Consider the following 16,010-nt stretch of genomic DNA (forward strand, 5'->3'; position numbering starts at 1 on the left):
TCCGTCTGGAAATCACGCGCATCGCCGACGAAGCCAAGCTCGAGCCTTGTCGCATCAGCTTCATCACGGCCTTGCGCTACATCGTCGACGAGTGGCTCTGGAGTTCGAGCAGCACTGCGCCCGGTGCGATCCCCGCCAAGCTGCGCGCCATGCGCCAGAACATCCGCCGCTTCGTCCTTCCACCCCGCCGCAGCGAACGCCGATATCCTCGCGCCGTTCGCATGACCAAGACGCGGTACCCCATCAAGAAAAATGCCGCTCAGAATTAACTGAGCGGCATTGGCCTCGAGAGGCCGTTTTTTATCGGACATCGTCGACGCATGGCCGGGATGCCTGCATCACTGCTTCTTACTTCTTCTTGGCAGCCACGGCCTTCTTGGCGGGAGCGGCGGCCTTCTTCGCTGCGGGCTTCGCAGCCACAGCCTTGCCGTCGGCCTTGCGCTTTGCAGCCTTGGGGTCCACGGCGGCCTTGAAGGCTGCGCCCGGCACGAACTTCGGCACCTTCTGTGCGGCGATCTTGATCTTGGTGCCAGCGCTGGGGTTGAAGCCCGAGCGTGCGGCGCGCGCCACTTGCTTGAAAGTGCCGAAGCCGACGATCTGGACGGGATCACCCTTCTTCACTGCGGCGACGATCGAGCCGGTGACGGTCTCGAGGATGCGCGCGGCTTCTGCCTTGCTGACGTTGTGGGCGGTGACGATTTTTTCGACGAGTTCGATGCGGTTCAACTGAGTTCCTAATAGGTTTGATTTCGCCATGTTGCCTATGGCGGCGCAGCACGAATCAAGCTGCAAGCGGGCCGGAGTTTATTCGACTGCGAGAGCCCAGATGTAACGCGGTCGCTTCAAAGTTTTTTGCAAGGGTTTCGTGTGCGCCCTCGAGCATGTCTTCTGCCTGCGCAGCGGCGCTCATCGAGTGGATGCGCACATCAACATCACGGCTGTTCCTGTACATCCGCGCCAAGCGGCCGGCCACTCGCAAGGACGCTTCGAATCTCGCAGAAATGGCGACAGCGGAAATGGACATCGTCGTGCACGAACTCACGGCAGACCGCCCGAAGAAAGATTGCGGCCACACTTCAAGACCGCACCAAGACTTCGCATCGCAGACCTCTTCGAGATGGCGAGCCACGCACTACTACCGAGCGCACTCCGACTCGCGTCTTACTGTCTCCGGCCAATGGCAACTTCGATGGTGTGGCGCAATAGAAACGAGAGGATCAAACGAGCGCAGGAAGAAGCCCGAGAAAAGAAACCAGAAAGTGAAAAGCCCCTGCAGCTTCTGACTGCAGGGGCTTCTGACTGGCGGAGTGGACGGGACTCGAACCCGCGACCCCCGGCGTGACAGGCCGGTATTCTAACCAACTGAACTACCACTCCTGGTAGACAACGTTCGCTCCTTGCGGAACCGAGTGTTGACGACTCGTGCCTGCTTCACCGAAGTGAAACTGGCGACCCTACGGGGATTCGAACCCCGGTAGCCACCGTGAAAGGGTGGTGTCCTAGGCCTCTAGACGATAGGGTCAAAACCTTGGACGTGCTGCGATCAGCATCTCAAACCATCTCGACACTCTGGTGGAGGTAAGCGGGATCGAACCGCTGACCTCTTGCATGCCATGCAAGCGCTCTCCCAGCTGAGCTATACCCCCGTGTGGGTGTCGAGCCTCAGATTATAGCCCGAATTTTCAGGCCTTTTTCAATCGCTCGATAACTTTTTCGCGAGAAAGAATTTCGAGGACTGAATCCAAGGACGGTGTCTGTGAAGTTCCCAACACAAGCACTCGTACTGGCATCGCTAACACCGGCATCTTCAATGCGTGTGTCGCGAGGACTTCCTTGATCATAACTGCGATCGAGGCCTTATCCCACGTGACCGTCATCAATTTTTCGACGAGCGTTGCGATTGCGGGCTTCACTGCATCGGTGATGTGCTGCGCGCGATCGGCTTCGGTCACCGTGATGTCCCCATAGAACGCTGCAGCCCAGTTGGCCAATGCCAACGTGGTGTCGCAACGATCCTTGAAGAGCGCGCAGATCGCGGGCAAACGCCCGTCTGCAACGATGCCGCGCTTTTGCAACTGTGCTGCAACGAGCGGTGCGAGTTCATCGCCGCTCTTCGCCTTGATGTACTGCGCGTTGACCCACGCGAGCTTTGCCGCGTCCCACTGCGCGGGGCTCTTCGACAGGTGCGAACCGTCGAACCAGCTCACCATCTGCTCGCGGGTGAAGAGCTCGTCGTCGCCGTGGCTCCAGCCGAGGCGCGCGAGATAGTTGAGCATGGCTTCCGGCAGATAGCCGTTGTCTTCGTAGGCAGTGACGCTCACTGCGCCACGACGCTTCGACAGCTTCTGTCCGTCGTCGCCAAGAATCACCGGCACGTGGCCGAACTGGGGCAGCGGTGCGCCAAGCGCGCGGAAGATGTTGATCTGCCACGGCGTGTTGTTGATGTGCTCGTCGCCGCGGAACACGTGCGTGATGTTCATGTCCCAGTCATCGACAACGACCGCGAAGTTGTAGGTCGGTACACCATCGGGCCGCAGGATGATGAGGTCGTCGATCTCGCGGTTGTTGATCGTGATCTCGCCCTTCACGAGGTCGTTCCACGTGACATCGCCTTCGGGCGGATTGCAGAAGCGCACCACCGGCGGCACGCCTTCGGGGACGGGCGGCAGCACCTTGCCCGGCTCGGGGCGCCAGCGGCGGTCGTACAGCGTCTTCTCGCCGCGCGCGCGTTGCGCCTCGCGCATCTCATCGAGCTCGGCCGGCGTGCAGTAGCAGTGGTAAGCCGTGCCGGCCGCGAGCATCTGCGCGATCACTTCGCGATAGCGTTCCAGGCGCTGCATCTGGTAGATCGGGCCTTCGTCGTATTCGAGGCCCAGCCAGTGCATCGACGCGAGGATCTGGTCCGTCGAGTCCTGCGTGGAACGGGCCACGTCGGTGTCCTCGATGCGCAGCACGAACTCGCCGCCGTAGTGGCGCGCATAGGCCCACGAGTAGAGGGCCGTGCGAGCCGTGCCCAGATGAAGAAAACCCGTGGGGGATGGTGCGATGCGGGTGCGTACTTTGCCGGTCATTTCGTTATGGTTGATTCAGTGTGCTCAGGCCGCGCGCGAGGTCGGCCTTGATGTCTTCGACGTGTTCGAGGCCAACCGCGAGGCGGATCAGCCCCTGGCCGATGCCTGCAGCCTGGCGCTGCGCCTCGGTCAGGCGGCCGTGCGAGGTGGTGCCGGGGTGGGTGATGATGGTCTTCACGTCGCCGAGGTTGGTGGCGAGGCTCACCACCCGCGTGCTGTTCATGACATGGAAGGCATTGGCGCGCGCCGTCTCGGGCGAGTCGCCAACCACGTCGAACGACACCACCGCGCCGCCCTGCCCCGACTGCTGCTGCATCGCCAGTTCGTGCTGCGCATGCGAAGCGAGCCCAGGGTAATAGACACGCGCAACACCTGGCTGCTTCTCGAGCCACTGCGCGATCTCCATCGCGTTCGAGCAATGCGCCTTCATGCGGATGCCCAGCGTCTCGATGCCCTTGAGCACGACCCACGCGTTGAACGGCGCCAGCGCCATGCCGGCGGTGCGCACGATGGGCCCGAACACGTCGACGATGAGCTTCGAGGGGCCGCAGATCGCGCCAGCCATCACACGGCCCTGCCCGTCGAGATGCTTGGTACCCGAGTGGATGACGAGATCGGCACCCAGCGCCGCCGGACGCTGCAGGATCGGCGTGCAGAAACAGTTGTCCACCGCCAGCAGCGCACCCGCCGCATGCGCCACGTCGGCCAGCGCACGGATGTCGCAGACCTCGGTCAGCGGATTGGTCGGCGTCTCTGCAAACAGCAGCCTGGTATTGGGCTTGACCGCCGCGCGCCATTCGGCCACGTCGGTCTGCGACACGAAGGTAGTCTCGACGCCGAACTTGGCGAACTCCTTGCCGAACAGGTTCAGCGTGGAGCCGAACACCGAGCGCGAGCAGACCACATGGTCGCCGGCCTTCAGCAGGCCCATGCACATCATCAGGATCGCGCCCATGCCGGTCGATGCGCCGATGGCCGCTTCGGTGCCTTCGAGCGCTGCGATGCGCTGCTCGAAGCTGGTCACGGTCGGGTTCGAGGTGCGCGAGTAGGTGAAGCCCGGCTCGGTGCCGGCGAAGCGGCGCATCGAGGTCTCGGCGTCGGGCTGCACGAAGCCGCTGGTCAGGAAAAGCGCGTCGGAATGCTCGCCGTACTGGCTCGGCGCGAGACCGGTGCGCAGGGCAAGCGTCTCGGGATGCAGCCCGGGCGGCAATGTTCGTTCTTCGTCGGTCACTTCGTCTGCTCTCACTCGCTGTGATTGGGAAGCGCGAGGCGCGAGGAATCCTCTTCAGTCTCTTCGATGCGCGGACGGTTGCCGTTCATGCGCGAGATGGCGTCGGTGTCGATGTCGCCGGTCACGTACACGCCGTCGAAGCACGATGCGTCAAAGCCGTCGAGCTTGGTGTTGAGCGAGCCGATGGCGCGCTTCATGGCATCGACGTCCTGGTAGATCAGCGCGTCGCAGCCGATCAGTTCGCGAATTTCTTCGATGGTGCGGTCGTGCGCCACCAGTTCGTCCTTGGTCGGCATGTCGATGCCGTAGACGTTGGGGTAGCGCACCGGCGGCGCGGCGCTGGCGAGGTAGACCTTGCGGGCGCCGGCGTCGCGCGCCATCTGCACGATTTCGCGGCTGGTGGTGCCGCGCACGATGGAGTCGTCGACCAGCAGCACGTTGCGGCCCTTGAACTCGCTGCCGATCACGTTGAGCTTCTGGCGCACCGACTTCTTGCGCACGCCCTGCCCCGGCATGATGAAGGTGCGGCCGACATAGCGGTTCTTCACGAAGCCTTCGCGGTACGGCACGCCCAGCAGGTGTGCCAGTTGGGTGGCGCTCGGGCGGCTCGACTCGGGGATCGGGATGATCACGTCGATCTGGTTCGGCGGCACGGTCGACACCACGCGCTTGGCCAGCGTCTCTCCGAGGTTCAGGCGCGCCTGGTAGACCGAGATGCCATCGAGCACCGAGTCCGGACGCGCGAGGTACACGAATTCGAAGATGCAGGGGTTCAGCGTCGGCGCCTCGGCGCACTGCATCGAATGCACATTGCCTTCGAGGTCGATGAACACGGCTTCGCCCGGATTGATGTTGCGCTCGAACACATGCCCCGAGCCTTCCAGCGCGACCGACTCGCTTGCCACCATCACGGTGCCGTCAGCGCTGCGGCCCATGCACAGCGGGCGGATGCCGTAGGGGTCGCGGAAAGCGAGCAAGCCATGGCCGGCGATCAGCGACACCACGGCATACGAGCCGCGCAGGCGCTTGTGCATGTTCTTGACCGCGGCGAACACCTCGGCCGGATGCAGCGGCACGCCGCGCGAGGCGCGCTCCAGTTCGTGGGCCAGCACGTTGAGCAGCACTTCGGAGTCGCTCTCGGTGTTGGTGTGGCGATGGTCGGTGGAGAACAGTTCCGAGCGCAGTGCATGCGCATTGGTCAGGTTGCCGTTGTGCACCAGCACGATGCCGAAGGGCGCGTTCACGTAGAAGGGCTGGGCCTCTTCCTCGCTATAGGCGTTGCCGGCGGTCGGATAGCGCACCTGGCCCAGGCCCACGCTGCCCGGCAGCGCGCGCATGTTTCGCGTGCGGAACACGTCGCGGACCATGCCCTTGGCCTTGTGCATGAAGAACTTGCGTTCCTGCAGCGTGACGATGCCTGCGGCGTCCTGGCCGCGGTGCTGCAGCAGCAGCAGCGCGTCATAGAGCAGCTGGTTGACGGGTGCGTTGCTGACAACGCCGACGATTCCACACATGAACAATTCCTCTCAGGGCAGGTAGCTTGCCAACTTTTCAGGCAACGAGGGCTTGAGGCCCTGCAATGCCGCATCGAGAACAATGGCGCTGCGCGATTCGTGCCACCAGACACTGTCGCTCAACACCAGCAAATGAACAACGACGGCTAACACGAGCAGGGCCACCACGCCCCGCGCCGCGCCGAACGCCGCTCCCAGAATCCGGTCCACCGGCCGCAGACCCACGACCGTGATCAACTTGCGCGTGAGCGCGGCCACCAGCCCCACGCCGAACACCACCGCAACGAATACCAGCACGAAGGCCAGCGGATAGCGCCAGGCCCCCTGCGGATCGCCGAAAGGCAGCCATGCCGCGACGCCCGAAGCCAGCCACTGCGCGACGATGAAGGCAGCCACCCATCCGATCAGCGAAATCACTTCGAACACCAGCCCGCGCATCAGGCCGAAAAGCATCGACACCCCGATGAGCGCGACGGCAATCCAGTCGAGCAAGGCCACGGCAACGGCAGGAAACGACTCTTACAACGTGAGGATCGCGGCCGGCAAAGACAAGCCCTTGACCTTCTCGGCCGCACGGTCGGCCTCGGCACGCGAGCTGAAGGGACCGACACGCACGCGCGTGCGCTCGCCGCCTGCCGTCTTGGCCACGTGCACGTAGGTCTTGAGACCGGCCTTTTCGAGCTTCTGGCGCACTTCGCGCGCCTTGTCCGCATCGGCGAAGGCGCCGACCTGCACCACGAAGCGGCCGGCCTCGTCGGCGGCTGCGGGCTTGGCGGCCGTCGCGGTGACGGGCTTGCCTTCGAGAAGCGCGCGGGCGCGGGCGCCATCGTCGACGGCGGCGGGCTTCGGCTTGGCCTCGGGCTTGGGTTCAGGCTTCGGCTTGGGCTCCGGTTTGGGTTCCGGCTTGTGCTCGGGTTTGGGTTCGGGCTTCGGCTCGGGTTTGGGCTCGGGCTTGGGGTCCGGCTTGCGCTCGGGTGCCGGGGCCGCGGTTGTGCTGGCGACCGGCTTGCCAGGGTCGATCTCGGTGCCGTCGGCGGCTTCCGTGATCATGCCGCTGGAAGACGAGGCGGATGCCAAGCGCGAACTGCCGTTGTCGGGCGCGGCCGGCGTGGTGATGCTGCTCGTGGCGGGCGCGGGCGTTGCCGGCACGGGCAGCGGCTTGACCTTGTTGCGGTCTGGAATCTCGATGGGGATATCGACCGACACGGGCCGCGGCTGGGTGTCGAACAGCAGCGGGAAGCCGATTACGCCCAGCAGCACCAGCACCGCCGCGCCGAGCAGCCGGTGGCGCGCACGCCGACGCATGGTTTCGACACTTTCCGCGGGGACTGCGGCGGGGGCACTGCGTCCTTCGTTGCCTTGCGGGCCGCGCGTGCGGAACTTGAAAAACGCCATGAAGTTCGATCCCTGGAGGAGTGCAGCGAGGTGATGCCGGAAGGTGCCGGACGATGCCAGCCGATGCTTAAGGCCCGACGATCAGCCGCCCGGCGACAGGTGTTTGGCTTGCAGCCGGGGGGTGCCGTTTTCGAGGACGCCACCCACGGTGAAGAACGATCCGAAGACCACGATTCTATCAGCGGGCCCTGCCTGCCCGATGGCCGCGCGCAGTGCTTCCATCGGTCCTGCATGCACGCTGCCGGAGGCGTCGGTGCGCGTGTTCTGGGCCTGCCAGGCAGCCAGCAGGTCGGCCGCCTTGGCCGCGCGTGGCGTGGGCAGGTCGGCGAAGTACCAGCGATCGATCAGCGGGCCGATGCGCGCCAGGATGGGCGCGAGATCCTTGTCCGCCATCACGCCGAACACGCCGTGCGTGGTGGGATAGAAACCCATCGCGTCGAGGTTCTCGGCCAGCGCGGCCACGGCATGTGCGTTGTGCGCCACGTCGAGCACCAGCGCCGGCTCCCCGGGCACGATCTGAAAGCGGCCCGGCAGCTCGACCATCGCGAGGCCGTTGCGCACCGCCTGCGCCGTGATCGGCAGTTGCGGGCGCAGCGCCTCGAGCGCCGCCAGCACGCCGGCTGCGTTGACGAGCTGGTTGGCCCCGCGCAGCGCCGGATACGCCAGCCCGCTGTAGCGCCGCCCGCGGCCCGACCAGCCCCACTGCTGCTTGTCTCCCGCGACATTGAAGTCGGTTCCGAAGCGCCAGAGATCGGCGCCGATCGCATTGGCGTGGTCGACCACGCTCTGCGGGGGCATCGGGTCGCTCACGATGGCGGGCTTGCCCGGGCGCATGATGCCGGCCTTCTCGAAGCCGATGCTCTCGCGGTCGGGCCCGAGGTATTCCATGTGGTCGAGGTCGATGCTGGTGATGACCGCGCAGTCGGTGTCGACGATGTTGACCGCGTCGAGCCTGCCGCCCAGGCCCACCTCGAGGATCGCCACGTCGGGCTTTTCCTCGGTCATGCAGTGCAGGATGCCGAGCGTGGTGAATTCGAAGTAGGTCAGGGCCATCTCGCCCCGGGCCTTTTCCACCACCTCGAAGCTTGCTATCAGTTTGGAAGCATCTACGGCTTCGCCCCGCAGCCGCAGGCGTTCCTCGAAGTGCACCAGGTGGGGCGAGGTGAACACCGCCGTGCGGTAGCCCGCGTGCATCAGGATCGACTCGAGCATGGCGCAGGTCGAGCCCTTGCCGTTGGTGCCGGCCACGGTGATCACCGGGCAGCCGAAGCGCAGGCCGATGCGCTGCGCCATCTCTTTGGCGCGCTCGAGCCCGAGTTCGATGTTCTTGGGGTGGAGCCGCTCGGCGCGCTCGAGCCAGTCGTTCAGGGTTTCCATGGAGGCGGGCATTGTCGCCGACCCGTCGGCCGGGGCATCATCGCGGGCATGACAACCCTCTACGGCATTCCGAATTGCGACACCGTCAAGCGCGCCCGCGCCTGGCTCGACGAACACGGCATTGAATACACCTTCCACGATTTCAAGAAACAGGGCGTGCCCGAGGCCGAGCTCGACCAATGGCTGAAGAAGCCCGGCTGGGAGGCCCTGGTCAACCGCAAGGGCACCACCTGGCGCAAGCTCGACGACGCCACCCGCGAGGGCGTGGCCGACGCCGCATCGGCCCGTGCCGTGCTGCTGGCCAACCCCAGCCTGATCAAGCGGCCGGTGGTCGACTGGGGGCCGAAAAAACCTGTTACGACCGGCTTCGATGCCGAAGCCTGGGCTGTCAACGCCGTGTAAATCGCGGAACCCGGTCTGTCAGGGGGCGTCGAATCTCGATCAGCAGGAGAGACACACCATGAAAAATCGCAGTTTCCGCACTCTCGCAGGCATTTCGGTCGCCGGCATGCTGGCCGCCGGCACAGGCCTCGTTCATGCGCAGCAGAACCAGGTGGTCCAGGCCCGGGTGATCTCCGCCACCCCGATCCGCGAAACGACCGGCAGCGATGTGAACTACAACGTCACGTACGAATACAACGGCCGCCAGTACACCACCCGCATGAACACCCGACCCGGCGCGACCATTCCAATCCAGGCCAGCGCTTATGGGGTGACGGGTGTGACGACCTCCCCGGTGGCTCCGCAGCCGCGGCTGCAGCCCTATCCTGTCGAGGCCAGCAATGGTGGCTACGCCCCGCAATCCGGCGGTTCGCCGTGGGACAACGTGGTGCCCGAGCCCGGCGTGGTCGTATCCAACGCCCCCGCCCCGGTCTACCAGCCGGCGCCCGTGTACACCGCTCCGGTCTACGTGCAGCCAGCCTATACGTATCCCTATGCCTATCCCTACGTCTACCCACCGGTGGGCATCTCGCTGAACCTGGGCTATTCGCGCGGCTGGGGCGGCGGCCACTACCGTGGCTACGGCTATCGCGGCTGGGGTGGCTACCGCGGCGGCTGGCACCGCTGAGGCGGGGGCTGGCGGGCTGCAGCGCCCAAGCCCCTAAAATCGAGGACTTTTCCAACCCTTGACGGGTGCGCCGCCGGTGCGGTGCGTCCTCGATTCGCCGGCCACCAAAGCGCCGGCGCCACCCAATGACGACGACTACCGACTCTCTGAACAGCGCCGCAGTGGCCACCAAGGCCAATGTGTATTTCGACGGCAAATGCGTGAGCCACAGCCTCACGCTCGCGGACGGCACCAAGAAATCGGTCGGCGTGATCCTGCCGTCCACCCTCACCTTCAACACCGGCGCTCCCGAGATCATGGAAGGCACCGCCGGCAGCTGCGAATACCAGCTCGCGGGCACCGACGAATGGGTCGCCTCGGGCCCCGGCCAGAAATTCAACGTGCCCGGCAACTCGAGCTTCAAGATCCGCGTGACGGGCGAGCCCTACAGCTACATCTGTCATTTTGGGTAAACCCCCAGGCTTCGCGCACTTCGTGTCGCTTCTCCAACCCCCTTGCAGGGGGCGATACCAGTGGCCCGGCGAAGCCGGTTCCACGGTATCCACGGCACACAGCCGCGCCACGAATGTCATGAACCATTGAACCGCGCCAACACCAACGGAACTCCCATCATGTCGACCATCCTCCAAAACGTTCCCGCCGGCCAGAAGGTCGGCATCGCCTTCTCCGGCGGCCTGGACACCAGCGCGGCGCTCCACTGGATGCGCAACAAGGGCGCGATTCCTTATGCCTACACCGCCAACCTCGGCCAGCCCGACGAGCCCGACTACGACGAGATCCCCCGCAAGGCGATGCTCTACGGCGCCGAGAACGCCCGCCTGATCGACTGCCGCGCGCAGCTGGCCAACGAAGGCATCGCCGCCCTGCAGGCCGGCGCCTTCCACGTGACCACCGCAGGCGTCACCTACTTCAACACCACGCCTCTGGGCCGCGCCGTCACCGGCACGATGCTGGTGTCGGCCATGAAGGAAGACGACGTCCACATCTGGGGCGACGGCAGCACCTACAAGGGCAACGACATCGAGCGCTTCTACCGCTACGGCCTGCTGACCAACCCCGCCCTCAAGATCTACAAGCCCTGGCTCGACCAGGTCTTCATCGACGAGCTGGGCGGCCGCGCCGAGATGTCGGCGTTCATGCAGAAGGCCGGCTTCGCCTACAAGATGTCGGCCGAGAAGGCCTACTCCACCGACTCCAACATGCTCGGAGCCACGCACGAAGCGAAGGACCTGGAGCACCTGAACAGCGGCATCCAGATCGTGCAGCCCATCATGGGCGTGGCCTTCTGGAAGGACGAGGTCGAGGTCAAGCGCGAGACCGTGTCGGTGCGCTTCGAGGAAGGCGTGCCGGTCGCGCTGAACGGTGTGCGCTACTCGAACCTGGTCGACCTGATCCTCGAAGCCAACCGCATCGGCGGACGCCACGGCCTGGGCATGAGCGACCAGATCGAGAACCGCATCATCGAAGCCAAGAGCCGCGGCATCTATGAGGCTCCCGGCCTCGCGCTGCTGTTCATCGCCTACGAGCGCCTGGTCACCGGCATCCACAACGAGGACACCATCGAGCAGTACCGCGACAACGGACGCAAGCTGGGCCGCCTGCTCTACCAGGGCCGCTGGTTCGACCCGCAGGCCATCATGCTGCGCGAGACGGCACAACGCTGGGTGGCGCGCGCCATCACCGGCGAGGTGACGGTCGAGCTGCGCCGCGGCAACGACTACTCGATCATGAACACCGAGTCGGCCAACCTCACCTACAAGCCCGAGCGCCTGAGCATGGAAAAGGTCGAAGGTGCGTTCACGCCGCTGGACCGCATCGGCCAGCTGACGATGCGCAACCTGGACATCGCCGACACGCGCGAGAAGCTGGGCATCTACACGCAGGTCGGCCTGCTGTCGCCGAACGAAGGCGCTGCGCTGCCGAAGCTGGCGAACGACGGCGACGCGAGCTGATCGACGGCCATCACGGCCTCCAATGACAACGGGCCCCTCGGGGCCCGTTCTTCATGGGCGATGCGCGGGCTTCAGTCCCCGCCACCTCCGCCGCAGCCGCCTCCACATCCGCCGCCGCCATCGGACGAGCCTCCATCACCGGAGCCGCCATCGCCGCCGCTGCTCGACGACTCGCTCCCGCCGAAGCCGCCGGCATCGCCCGAACTGCCGCCGTCCGACGATGAATCGCCGAAGCTGGTGCCGCAGTGGGCATCCGAGCCGATATGCCGCTCGACCGCCCGGCAGTCGGGTATGTAGTGAAAGCCGCCCTCGATCGAGAACTTGATGTCCAGCGCGAACAGCAGCGGCAGCCGCGCGGGCTTGCGCGGATCGATACTCTCTTCCTTGCAGGCCCAGTACCAGGTGCGGCGCAGGCCGTCGTTGCGCTTGGCGTCCCTGCCAAGCACCTCGGCCGGGCTGTGGTGCAGCATGCCGCCGAAGGCCGCCTTGCACCAGTTCTGGTAGCCCTGCGTGTGCAGGATGAACTCGTGCCAGGCCGTGTCGACCACCTTCGAGGGCATGGCCACGAACTTGCGGTCGCTGCGCAGGTGCGCCATGAAGAACTGGCGCAAGCCGCGCAGCACCAGCTCGGCGTCGCGCCGGCTGAGCTGCGGATGCGCCTGGCACAGCTTGCCGACCAGGAAGGGCGGCAGCCGTGCCTCGCGGATGAACTGGCGCCGCAGACTGGTTTCGAGGAACTTGAGCACCGCCGCGAACAGCAGCGCCACCACGATCACCGCCACCATCGAGCCCCAGCGGCGCGTTCCGAGAACGAGCGCAAGCAGCGCGACCACGGGCACTGCACGGCGGGCCCACACCAGGGCGCCGATGCGGCGGCGGAAATTCAGGTGCAGGAAGTCGAGATCCATGCCGTCAGACCACCACCGGCTCCGGCTCCAGCCGGATGCCGAAGCGCTCGTACACGCTGGTCTGGATAGCCTTGGCGAGGGTCATCACCTCGCCGCCGGTCACAGGGTTCTCGCGGCCGCCGCGATTGACCAGCACCAGCGCCTGCCGCTCGTAGACGCCGGCATTGCCCACCGACTTGCCCTTCCAGCCGCAGGCGTCGATGAGCCAGCCGGCCGCCAGCTTGATGCTGCCGTCGTCCATCGGGTAGTGAACGATCTTCGGGTCGCGCGCGATGATGTCTGCGCACTGCTCGGGCGTGACCGTCGGGTTCTTGAAGAAGCTGCCGGCGTTGCCCAGCACGCGCCAGTCGGGCAGCTTGGCGCGGCGGATGGCGCAGATCCAGTCGAAGATGTCCTGGGCGCTCGGCGTGAAGTTGGAGGTTTCCTCCATCTTGCGCTCGAGGTCGAGATAGCCGGCCACCGGTTTCCATGGCTTGGGCAACCGAAAGCGCACCCGGGTGATCACCGCCCTGCCCGCCAGGCCGAAGTCGCTCGGGCTGCTGCGCGCATGCTTGAAGACCGAATCGCGATAGCCGAAGGCGCACTGAGCCGCGTCGAGGCTGAAGCTGCGGCCGGTTTCCCAGTCGAAGGCGTCCAGCGAATCGAAGCGGTCCTGCAGTTCGACGCCGTAGGCGCCGATGTTCTGCACCGGCGCGCCACCCACCGTACCCGGTATGAGCGCCAGGTTTTCCAACCCGGGATAGCCGTTGCGCACCATCCACTCGACGGCATCGTGCCAGGTCTCACCGGCACCGGCTTCCACGATCCATGCGCGGGACGTTTCTTCCAGCAGCCGCAGACCCTTGATTTCGACCTTCAGCACCAGCGATTTCACGTCGCCCGTCAGCACGATGTTGCTGCCGCCGCCCAGCACGAAACGGGGCGCGTCGCGCCATGCCGGATCGTCGCGCAGCGCGGCCAGATCGGCCTCGCCGGCAATGCGCGCCAGGTGCTGCGCGCGCGCGACGATGCCGAAGCTGTTGTAGGGCTGCAGCGGGACGTTGGACTCCACGATCATGGGAGAATTGTCGCATCTGCACCCGTGAAGAATTCAGGAGAGAGTCCATGCCGTCCTTCGATACCGTCTGCGAACCCAACCTTCCCGAGGTGAAGAACGCAGTCGAGAACACCGCCAAGGAAATCGCCACGCGCTTCGATTTCAAGGGCACGGCCGCCGCCGTCGAGCTCAAGGACAAGGAAATCACCATGATCGGCGACGCCGAGTTCCAGCTCGTGCAAGTCGAAGACATCCTTCGCAACAAGCTCACCAAGCGCAGCGTCGACGTGCGCTTCCTCGACAAGGGCGACGTCCAGAAAATGGGCGGCGACAAGGTCAAGCAGGTCATCAAGATCAAGAACGGCATCGAGAGCGAGCAGGCCAAGAAGATCACCCGCATCGTCAAGGACAGCAAGCTCAAGGTCCAGGCCGCGATCCAGGGCGATGCTGTGCGCATCACCGGCGCCAAGCGCGACGACCTGCAGGCGGCCATGGCACTGATCAAGAAGGACGTGCCGGACATGCCGCTCACTTTCAACAACTTTCGCGACTGAGCGGACACCGCCCCCCATGAAAGCCCTCGTCGTCGCAGCGCAGTTCCTGGCTGCCGCCGCCGTGGCGCACGCGGCCGGCTCGGTCACGCTGACCGGCAGCATCGGCAGCCGCGCGATCCTGATCGTCAACGGCAATCCGCCCAAGACCGTGGCGGTCGGCGAGAGCTACCAGGGTGTGAAGCTGATCTCGCTGCAGGCCGAGCAGGCCGTGGTCGAGCTGGAGGGCAAGCGCGTCAGCCTGCGCATGGACACGCCGGTGAGCATCGGCGGCGGAGGTGGTGGCGGAGGCGGCGGCAGCCGCATCGTGCTGCCGGCCGACAGCCGCGGGCACTTCATGACGCAGGGCGCCATCAACGGCCGGCCGGTCACCTTCATGCTCGACACGGGAGCGACGACCATCGCGCTGTCGGCCGACGACGCCCAGCGCATCGGCCTGGACTACAGCAAAGGCCAGCGCGTACTGATGAACACCGCCAACGGCACCGCCACCGGCTACAGGCTGCGCCTTCAGTCGGTGCGCGTGGGCGACGTGGAGGTGTACGACATCGACGCCATCGTCTCGCCGCAAGCCATGCCCTACGTACTGCTGGGCAACAGCTTCATCACCCGTTTCTCGATGCGCCGCGACGCGGACCAGATGGTCCTGGAGAAGCGGTACTGATTGGCTCGCCCCCAGGCCGGGCGCACTGCGTGCGCTTCGCCAGCCCCCTACCGGGGGCGAGCCGGCCGCTTCGGGCGGCCGTGCGCGGCGGCCCTCGCGAAAGAATCCTGAACGTTCAGCCCCAGGCTCAAGCCTGAGCTGCGGTCACCACGATCTCGATCTTGTAGGCCGTGTTGGCCATCTTGGCCTGCACGGTGGCGCGCGGCGGCGTGTTGCCGGCCGGGATCCAGGCATCCCACACCTCGTTCATGGCGGTGATGTCGTTGATGTCGGCCAGGAAAATCTGCGTCATGAGAATGCGCGACTTGTCGCTGCCGGCCTCGGCCAGCAGGCGGTCGACCATGCCGAGCACCTGCGTGGTCTGGCCGCGGATGTCCTGCGTGGTGTCGTCGGGCACCTGGCCCGCGAGGTAGATGGTGCCGTTGTGCACTGCCGTCTCCGACAGACGCGGACCGACGTGGTAGCGGGTAATGGAAGCCATGGATCGTGTTCCTTCTCGTGTTCGGTTTCAGGTGGTCTTCTTCTTGGAGCCGAGCTTCGACTCCGTGCCGGCCGCGAGCCGGCGGATGTTCTCGCGGTGCCGCCAGATCAGCAGCAGGCTCATGACGATGATCGCGACCAGCGCGGTGCGGTCCAGCGGCCAGGCGATGCCGCCGCCGATCAGGTAGTAGGCCGGCGCGAAGAAGGCGGCCACCAGCGACGACAGAGACGAGTAACGGAAGAAGACGGCAATGATCAGCCAGGTGGCGCCGGTGGCCAGCCCCAGCCATGGCGCGATGCCCACCAGCACGCCTGCGGCCGTGGCCACGCCCTTGCCGCCCTGGAAGCCGAAGAACACCGGGTACAGGTGGCCGAGGAACGCGGCCACGCCGGCCACGGCTGCAACGCCCTCCCCCAGCCCCCACCGCGCGCCGAACTGATGGATCAGAAACACCGGCACCCAGCCCTTGAGCGCGTCGAGCAGCAGCGTGGCGAGCGCCGCGCCCTTGTTGCCCGAGCGCAGTACGTTGGTGGCGCCGGGGTTCTTGCTGCCGTAGCTGCGCGGATCGGCCATGCCGAGCGCCTTGCTGACGATGACCGCGAAGGAAAGCGAGCCGATCAGGTACGACGCCACGATGGCAATGATGGAAGGCAAGGTGAAGCTCAAGACGGCACTCCGCGGGGGATGGTTGTTGTTCTGTTCGGCGACGATCGCCTGAGGCAGCGATTGAAATCGGAAGACAGTGACGTCGCCATGGCGGC

General features: G+C 65.6%; 18 protein-coding genes, 3 tRNA genes and 1 pseudogene. 7 read left to right on the top strand and 15 right to left on the bottom strand.

The window, feature by feature from the left end; all coding sequences use genetic code 11:
* A pseudogene (locus QMO14_RS17145) lies at nucleotides 1–269 on the top strand (transposase); the annotation flags it as partial.
* 79 nt (nucleotides 270–348) lie between these two features.
* On the opposite strand, the gene QMO14_RS17150 reads toward QMO14_RS17145, so the two are convergent.
* The 11 genes from QMO14_RS17150 to folC all read right to left on the bottom strand — a co-directional run bounded on the left by QMO14_RS17150 (nucleotide 349) and on the right by folC (nucleotide 8,600).
* On the bottom strand, nucleotides 349–726 hold the full coding sequence (locus QMO14_RS17150) for an HU family DNA-binding protein (protein WP_301508689.1): 378 nt from the start codon (nucleotides 724–726) through the stop codon (nucleotides 349–351).
* 55 nt (nucleotides 727–781) lie between these two features.
* The gene (locus tag QMO14_RS17155; RefSeq protein ID WP_301508600.1) at nucleotides 782–1,024 is read right to left on the bottom strand and encodes a hypothetical protein; all 243 of its coding nucleotides are present in this window, start codon (nucleotides 1,022–1,024) and stop codon (nucleotides 782–784) included.
* A gap of 276 nt (nucleotides 1,025–1,300) precedes the next feature.
* Nucleotides 1,301–1,377, bottom strand: a tRNA-Asp gene (locus QMO14_RS17160).
* A gap of 69 nt (nucleotides 1,378–1,446) precedes the next feature.
* Nucleotides 1,447–1,522: transfer RNA gene (locus QMO14_RS17165), tRNA-Glu, on the bottom strand.
* 48 nt (nucleotides 1,523–1,570) lie between these two features.
* A tRNA-Ala gene (locus tag QMO14_RS17170) sits at nucleotides 1,571–1,646 on the bottom strand.
* A gap of 36 nt (nucleotides 1,647–1,682) precedes the next feature.
* Nucleotides 1,683–3,071 carry a glutamate--tRNA ligase gene (gene gltX / locus QMO14_RS17175; RefSeq protein ID WP_301508602.1) on the bottom strand — a complete coding sequence of 463 codons (1,389 nt, stop codon included), beginning with the start codon at nucleotides 3,069–3,071 and terminating at the stop codon, nucleotides 1,683–1,685.
* A 4-nt stretch (nucleotides 3,072–3,075) separates the two neighbouring features.
* Nucleotides 3,076–4,302 carry an O-succinylhomoserine sulfhydrylase gene (locus tag QMO14_RS17180; protein WP_301508603.1) on the bottom strand — a complete coding sequence of 409 codons (1,227 nt, stop codon included), beginning with the start codon at nucleotides 4,300–4,302 and terminating at the stop codon, nucleotides 3,076–3,078.
* A gap of 11 nt (nucleotides 4,303–4,313) precedes the next feature.
* The gene (gene purF / locus QMO14_RS17185) at nucleotides 4,314–5,816 is read right to left on the bottom strand and encodes an amidophosphoribosyltransferase (RefSeq protein ID WP_301508605.1); all 1,503 of its coding nucleotides are present in this window, start codon (nucleotides 5,814–5,816) and stop codon (nucleotides 4,314–4,316) included.
* 12 nt (nucleotides 5,817–5,828) lie between these two features.
* Complete coding sequence (locus tag QMO14_RS17190) at nucleotides 5,829–6,314, bottom strand: CvpA family protein (protein WP_301508607.1); 486 nt, start codon at nucleotides 6,312–6,314, stop codon at nucleotides 5,829–5,831.
* A 21-nt stretch (nucleotides 6,315–6,335) separates the two neighbouring features.
* On the bottom strand, nucleotides 6,336–7,211 hold the full coding sequence (locus QMO14_RS17195; RefSeq protein ID WP_301508608.1) for an SPOR domain-containing protein: 876 nt from the start codon (nucleotides 7,209–7,211) through the stop codon (nucleotides 6,336–6,338).
* Nucleotides 7,212–7,292: 81 nt separating this feature from the next.
* Entirely contained in the window at nucleotides 7,293–8,600 is a 1,308-nt protein-coding gene (gene folC, locus QMO14_RS17200; protein ID WP_301508609.1) for a bifunctional tetrahydrofolate synthase/dihydrofolate synthase, read from the bottom strand.
* 36 nt (nucleotides 8,601–8,636) lie between these two features.
* Here folC and QMO14_RS17205 point away from each other — a divergent pair, with 36 nt between their 5' ends.
* From QMO14_RS17205 to argG, 4 genes are all read left to right on the top strand, one after another.
* Nucleotides 8,637–8,990 carry an ArsC family reductase gene (locus tag QMO14_RS17205; RefSeq protein ID WP_301508610.1) on the top strand — a complete coding sequence of 118 codons (354 nt, stop codon included), beginning with the start codon at nucleotides 8,637–8,639 and terminating at the stop codon, nucleotides 8,988–8,990.
* Nucleotides 8,991–9,048: 58 nt separating this feature from the next.
* On the top strand, nucleotides 9,049–9,657 hold the full coding sequence (locus tag QMO14_RS17210; protein ID WP_301508611.1) for a hypothetical protein: 609 nt from the start codon (nucleotides 9,049–9,051) through the stop codon (nucleotides 9,655–9,657).
* A gap of 125 nt (nucleotides 9,658–9,782) precedes the next feature.
* Entirely contained in the window at nucleotides 9,783–10,109 is a 327-nt protein-coding gene (locus QMO14_RS17215) for a pyrimidine/purine nucleoside phosphorylase (protein WP_301508612.1), read from the top strand.
* A 159-nt stretch (nucleotides 10,110–10,268) separates the two neighbouring features.
* A complete protein-coding gene (gene argG, locus QMO14_RS17220; RefSeq protein WP_301508613.1) occupies nucleotides 10,269–11,609 on the top strand; it encodes an argininosuccinate synthase in 1,341 nt (446 codons plus the stop codon).
* A 71-nt stretch (nucleotides 11,610–11,680) separates the two neighbouring features.
* Here the strand turns inward: argG and QMO14_RS17225 are convergent, their stop codons facing one another.
* Together QMO14_RS17225 and murB are read right to left on the bottom strand one after the other, a co-directional pair.
* Nucleotides 11,681–12,517, bottom strand: coding sequence for a hypothetical protein (locus tag QMO14_RS17225; protein WP_301508615.1), 837 nt, complete (start codon nucleotides 12,515–12,517; stop codon nucleotides 11,681–11,683).
* A gap of 4 nt (nucleotides 12,518–12,521) precedes the next feature.
* A complete protein-coding gene (gene murB / locus QMO14_RS17230) occupies nucleotides 12,522–13,574 on the bottom strand; it encodes a UDP-N-acetylmuramate dehydrogenase (protein WP_301508617.1) in 1,053 nt (350 codons plus the stop codon).
* A 47-nt stretch (nucleotides 13,575–13,621) separates the two neighbouring features.
* Between murB and QMO14_RS17235 the strand changes: the two genes are divergently transcribed.
* Both QMO14_RS17235 and QMO14_RS17240 read left to right on the top strand, forming a co-directional pair.
* Nucleotides 13,622–14,107 carry a YajQ family cyclic di-GMP-binding protein gene (locus QMO14_RS17235; RefSeq protein WP_301508618.1) on the top strand — a complete coding sequence of 162 codons (486 nt, stop codon included), beginning with the start codon at nucleotides 13,622–13,624 and terminating at the stop codon, nucleotides 14,105–14,107.
* Between the two features lie 16 nt (nucleotides 14,108–14,123).
* Complete coding sequence (locus tag QMO14_RS17240) at nucleotides 14,124–14,768, top strand: TIGR02281 family clan AA aspartic protease (RefSeq protein ID WP_301508619.1); 645 nt, start codon at nucleotides 14,124–14,126, stop codon at nucleotides 14,766–14,768.
* Between the two features lie 127 nt (nucleotides 14,769–14,895).
* Here the strand turns inward: QMO14_RS17240 and QMO14_RS17245 are convergent, their stop codons facing one another.
* Together QMO14_RS17245 and plsY are read right to left on the bottom strand one after the other, a co-directional pair.
* Nucleotides 14,896–15,249 (bottom strand): RidA family protein, encoded by a 354-nt coding sequence (locus QMO14_RS17245; protein ID WP_132802791.1) that lies wholly within the window; start codon nucleotides 15,247–15,249, stop codon nucleotides 14,896–14,898.
* A gap of 27 nt (nucleotides 15,250–15,276) precedes the next feature.
* Complete coding sequence (gene plsY, locus QMO14_RS17250; protein WP_301508620.1) at nucleotides 15,277–15,915, bottom strand: glycerol-3-phosphate 1-O-acyltransferase PlsY; 639 nt, start codon at nucleotides 15,913–15,915, stop codon at nucleotides 15,277–15,279.
* Nucleotides 15,916–16,010 lie beyond the last annotated feature (95 nt).

This window comes from Variovorax sp. CAN15 (genome assembly GCF_030462475.1).
GTDB lineage: Bacteria > Pseudomonadota > Gammaproteobacteria > Burkholderiales > Burkholderiaceae_C > Variovorax.

What these genes read in the sequence shown, in the direction of transcription:
- argG (WP_301508613.1), top strand. Translation starts at nt 10,269, where the DNA reads ATGTCGACCATCCTCCAAAACGTTCCCGCCGGCCAGAAGGTCGGCATC.
- gltX (WP_301508602.1), bottom strand. Translation starts at nt 3,071, where the DNA reads ATGACCGGCAAAGTACGCACCCGCATCGCACCATCCCCCACGGGTTTT.
- QMO14_RS17235 (WP_301508618.1), top strand. Translation starts at nt 13,622, where the DNA reads ATGCCGTCCTTCGATACCGTCTGCGAACCCAACCTTCCCGAGGTGAAG.
- QMO14_RS17210 (WP_301508611.1), top strand. Translation starts at nt 9,049, where the DNA reads ATGAAAAATCGCAGTTTCCGCACTCTCGCAGGCATTTCGGTCGCCGGC.
- QMO14_RS17155 (WP_301508600.1), bottom strand. Translation starts at nt 1,024, where the DNA reads ATGTCCATTTCCGCTGTCGCCATTTCTGCGAGATTCGAAGCGTCCTTG.
- purF (WP_301508605.1), bottom strand. Translation starts at nt 5,816, where the DNA reads ATGTGTGGAATCGTCGGCGTTGTCAGCAACGCACCCGTCAACCAGCTG.
- folC (WP_301508609.1), bottom strand. Translation starts at nt 8,600, where the DNA reads ATGCCCGCCTCCATGGAAACCCTGAACGACTGGCTCGAGCGCGCCGAG.
- QMO14_RS17195 (WP_301508608.1), bottom strand. Translation starts at nt 7,211, where the DNA reads ATGGCGTTTTTCAAGTTCCGCACGCGCGGCCCGCAAGGCAACGAAGGA.
- QMO14_RS17215 (WP_301508612.1), top strand. Translation starts at nt 9,783, where the DNA reads ATGACGACGACTACCGACTCTCTGAACAGCGCCGCAGTGGCCACCAAG.
- QMO14_RS17225 (WP_301508615.1), bottom strand. Translation starts at nt 12,517, where the DNA reads ATGGATCTCGACTTCCTGCACCTGAATTTCCGCCGCCGCATCGGCGCC.
- QMO14_RS17245 (WP_132802791.1), bottom strand. Translation starts at nt 15,249, where the DNA reads ATGGCTTCCATTACCCGCTACCACGTCGGTCCGCGTCTGTCGGAGACG.
- QMO14_RS17205 (WP_301508610.1), top strand. Translation starts at nt 8,637, where the DNA reads ATGACAACCCTCTACGGCATTCCGAATTGCGACACCGTCAAGCGCGCC.
- QMO14_RS17240 (WP_301508619.1), top strand. Translation starts at nt 14,124, where the DNA reads ATGAAAGCCCTCGTCGTCGCAGCGCAGTTCCTGGCTGCCGCCGCCGTG.
- murB (WP_301508617.1), bottom strand. Translation starts at nt 13,574, where the DNA reads ATGATCGTGGAGTCCAACGTCCCGCTGCAGCCCTACAACAGCTTCGGC.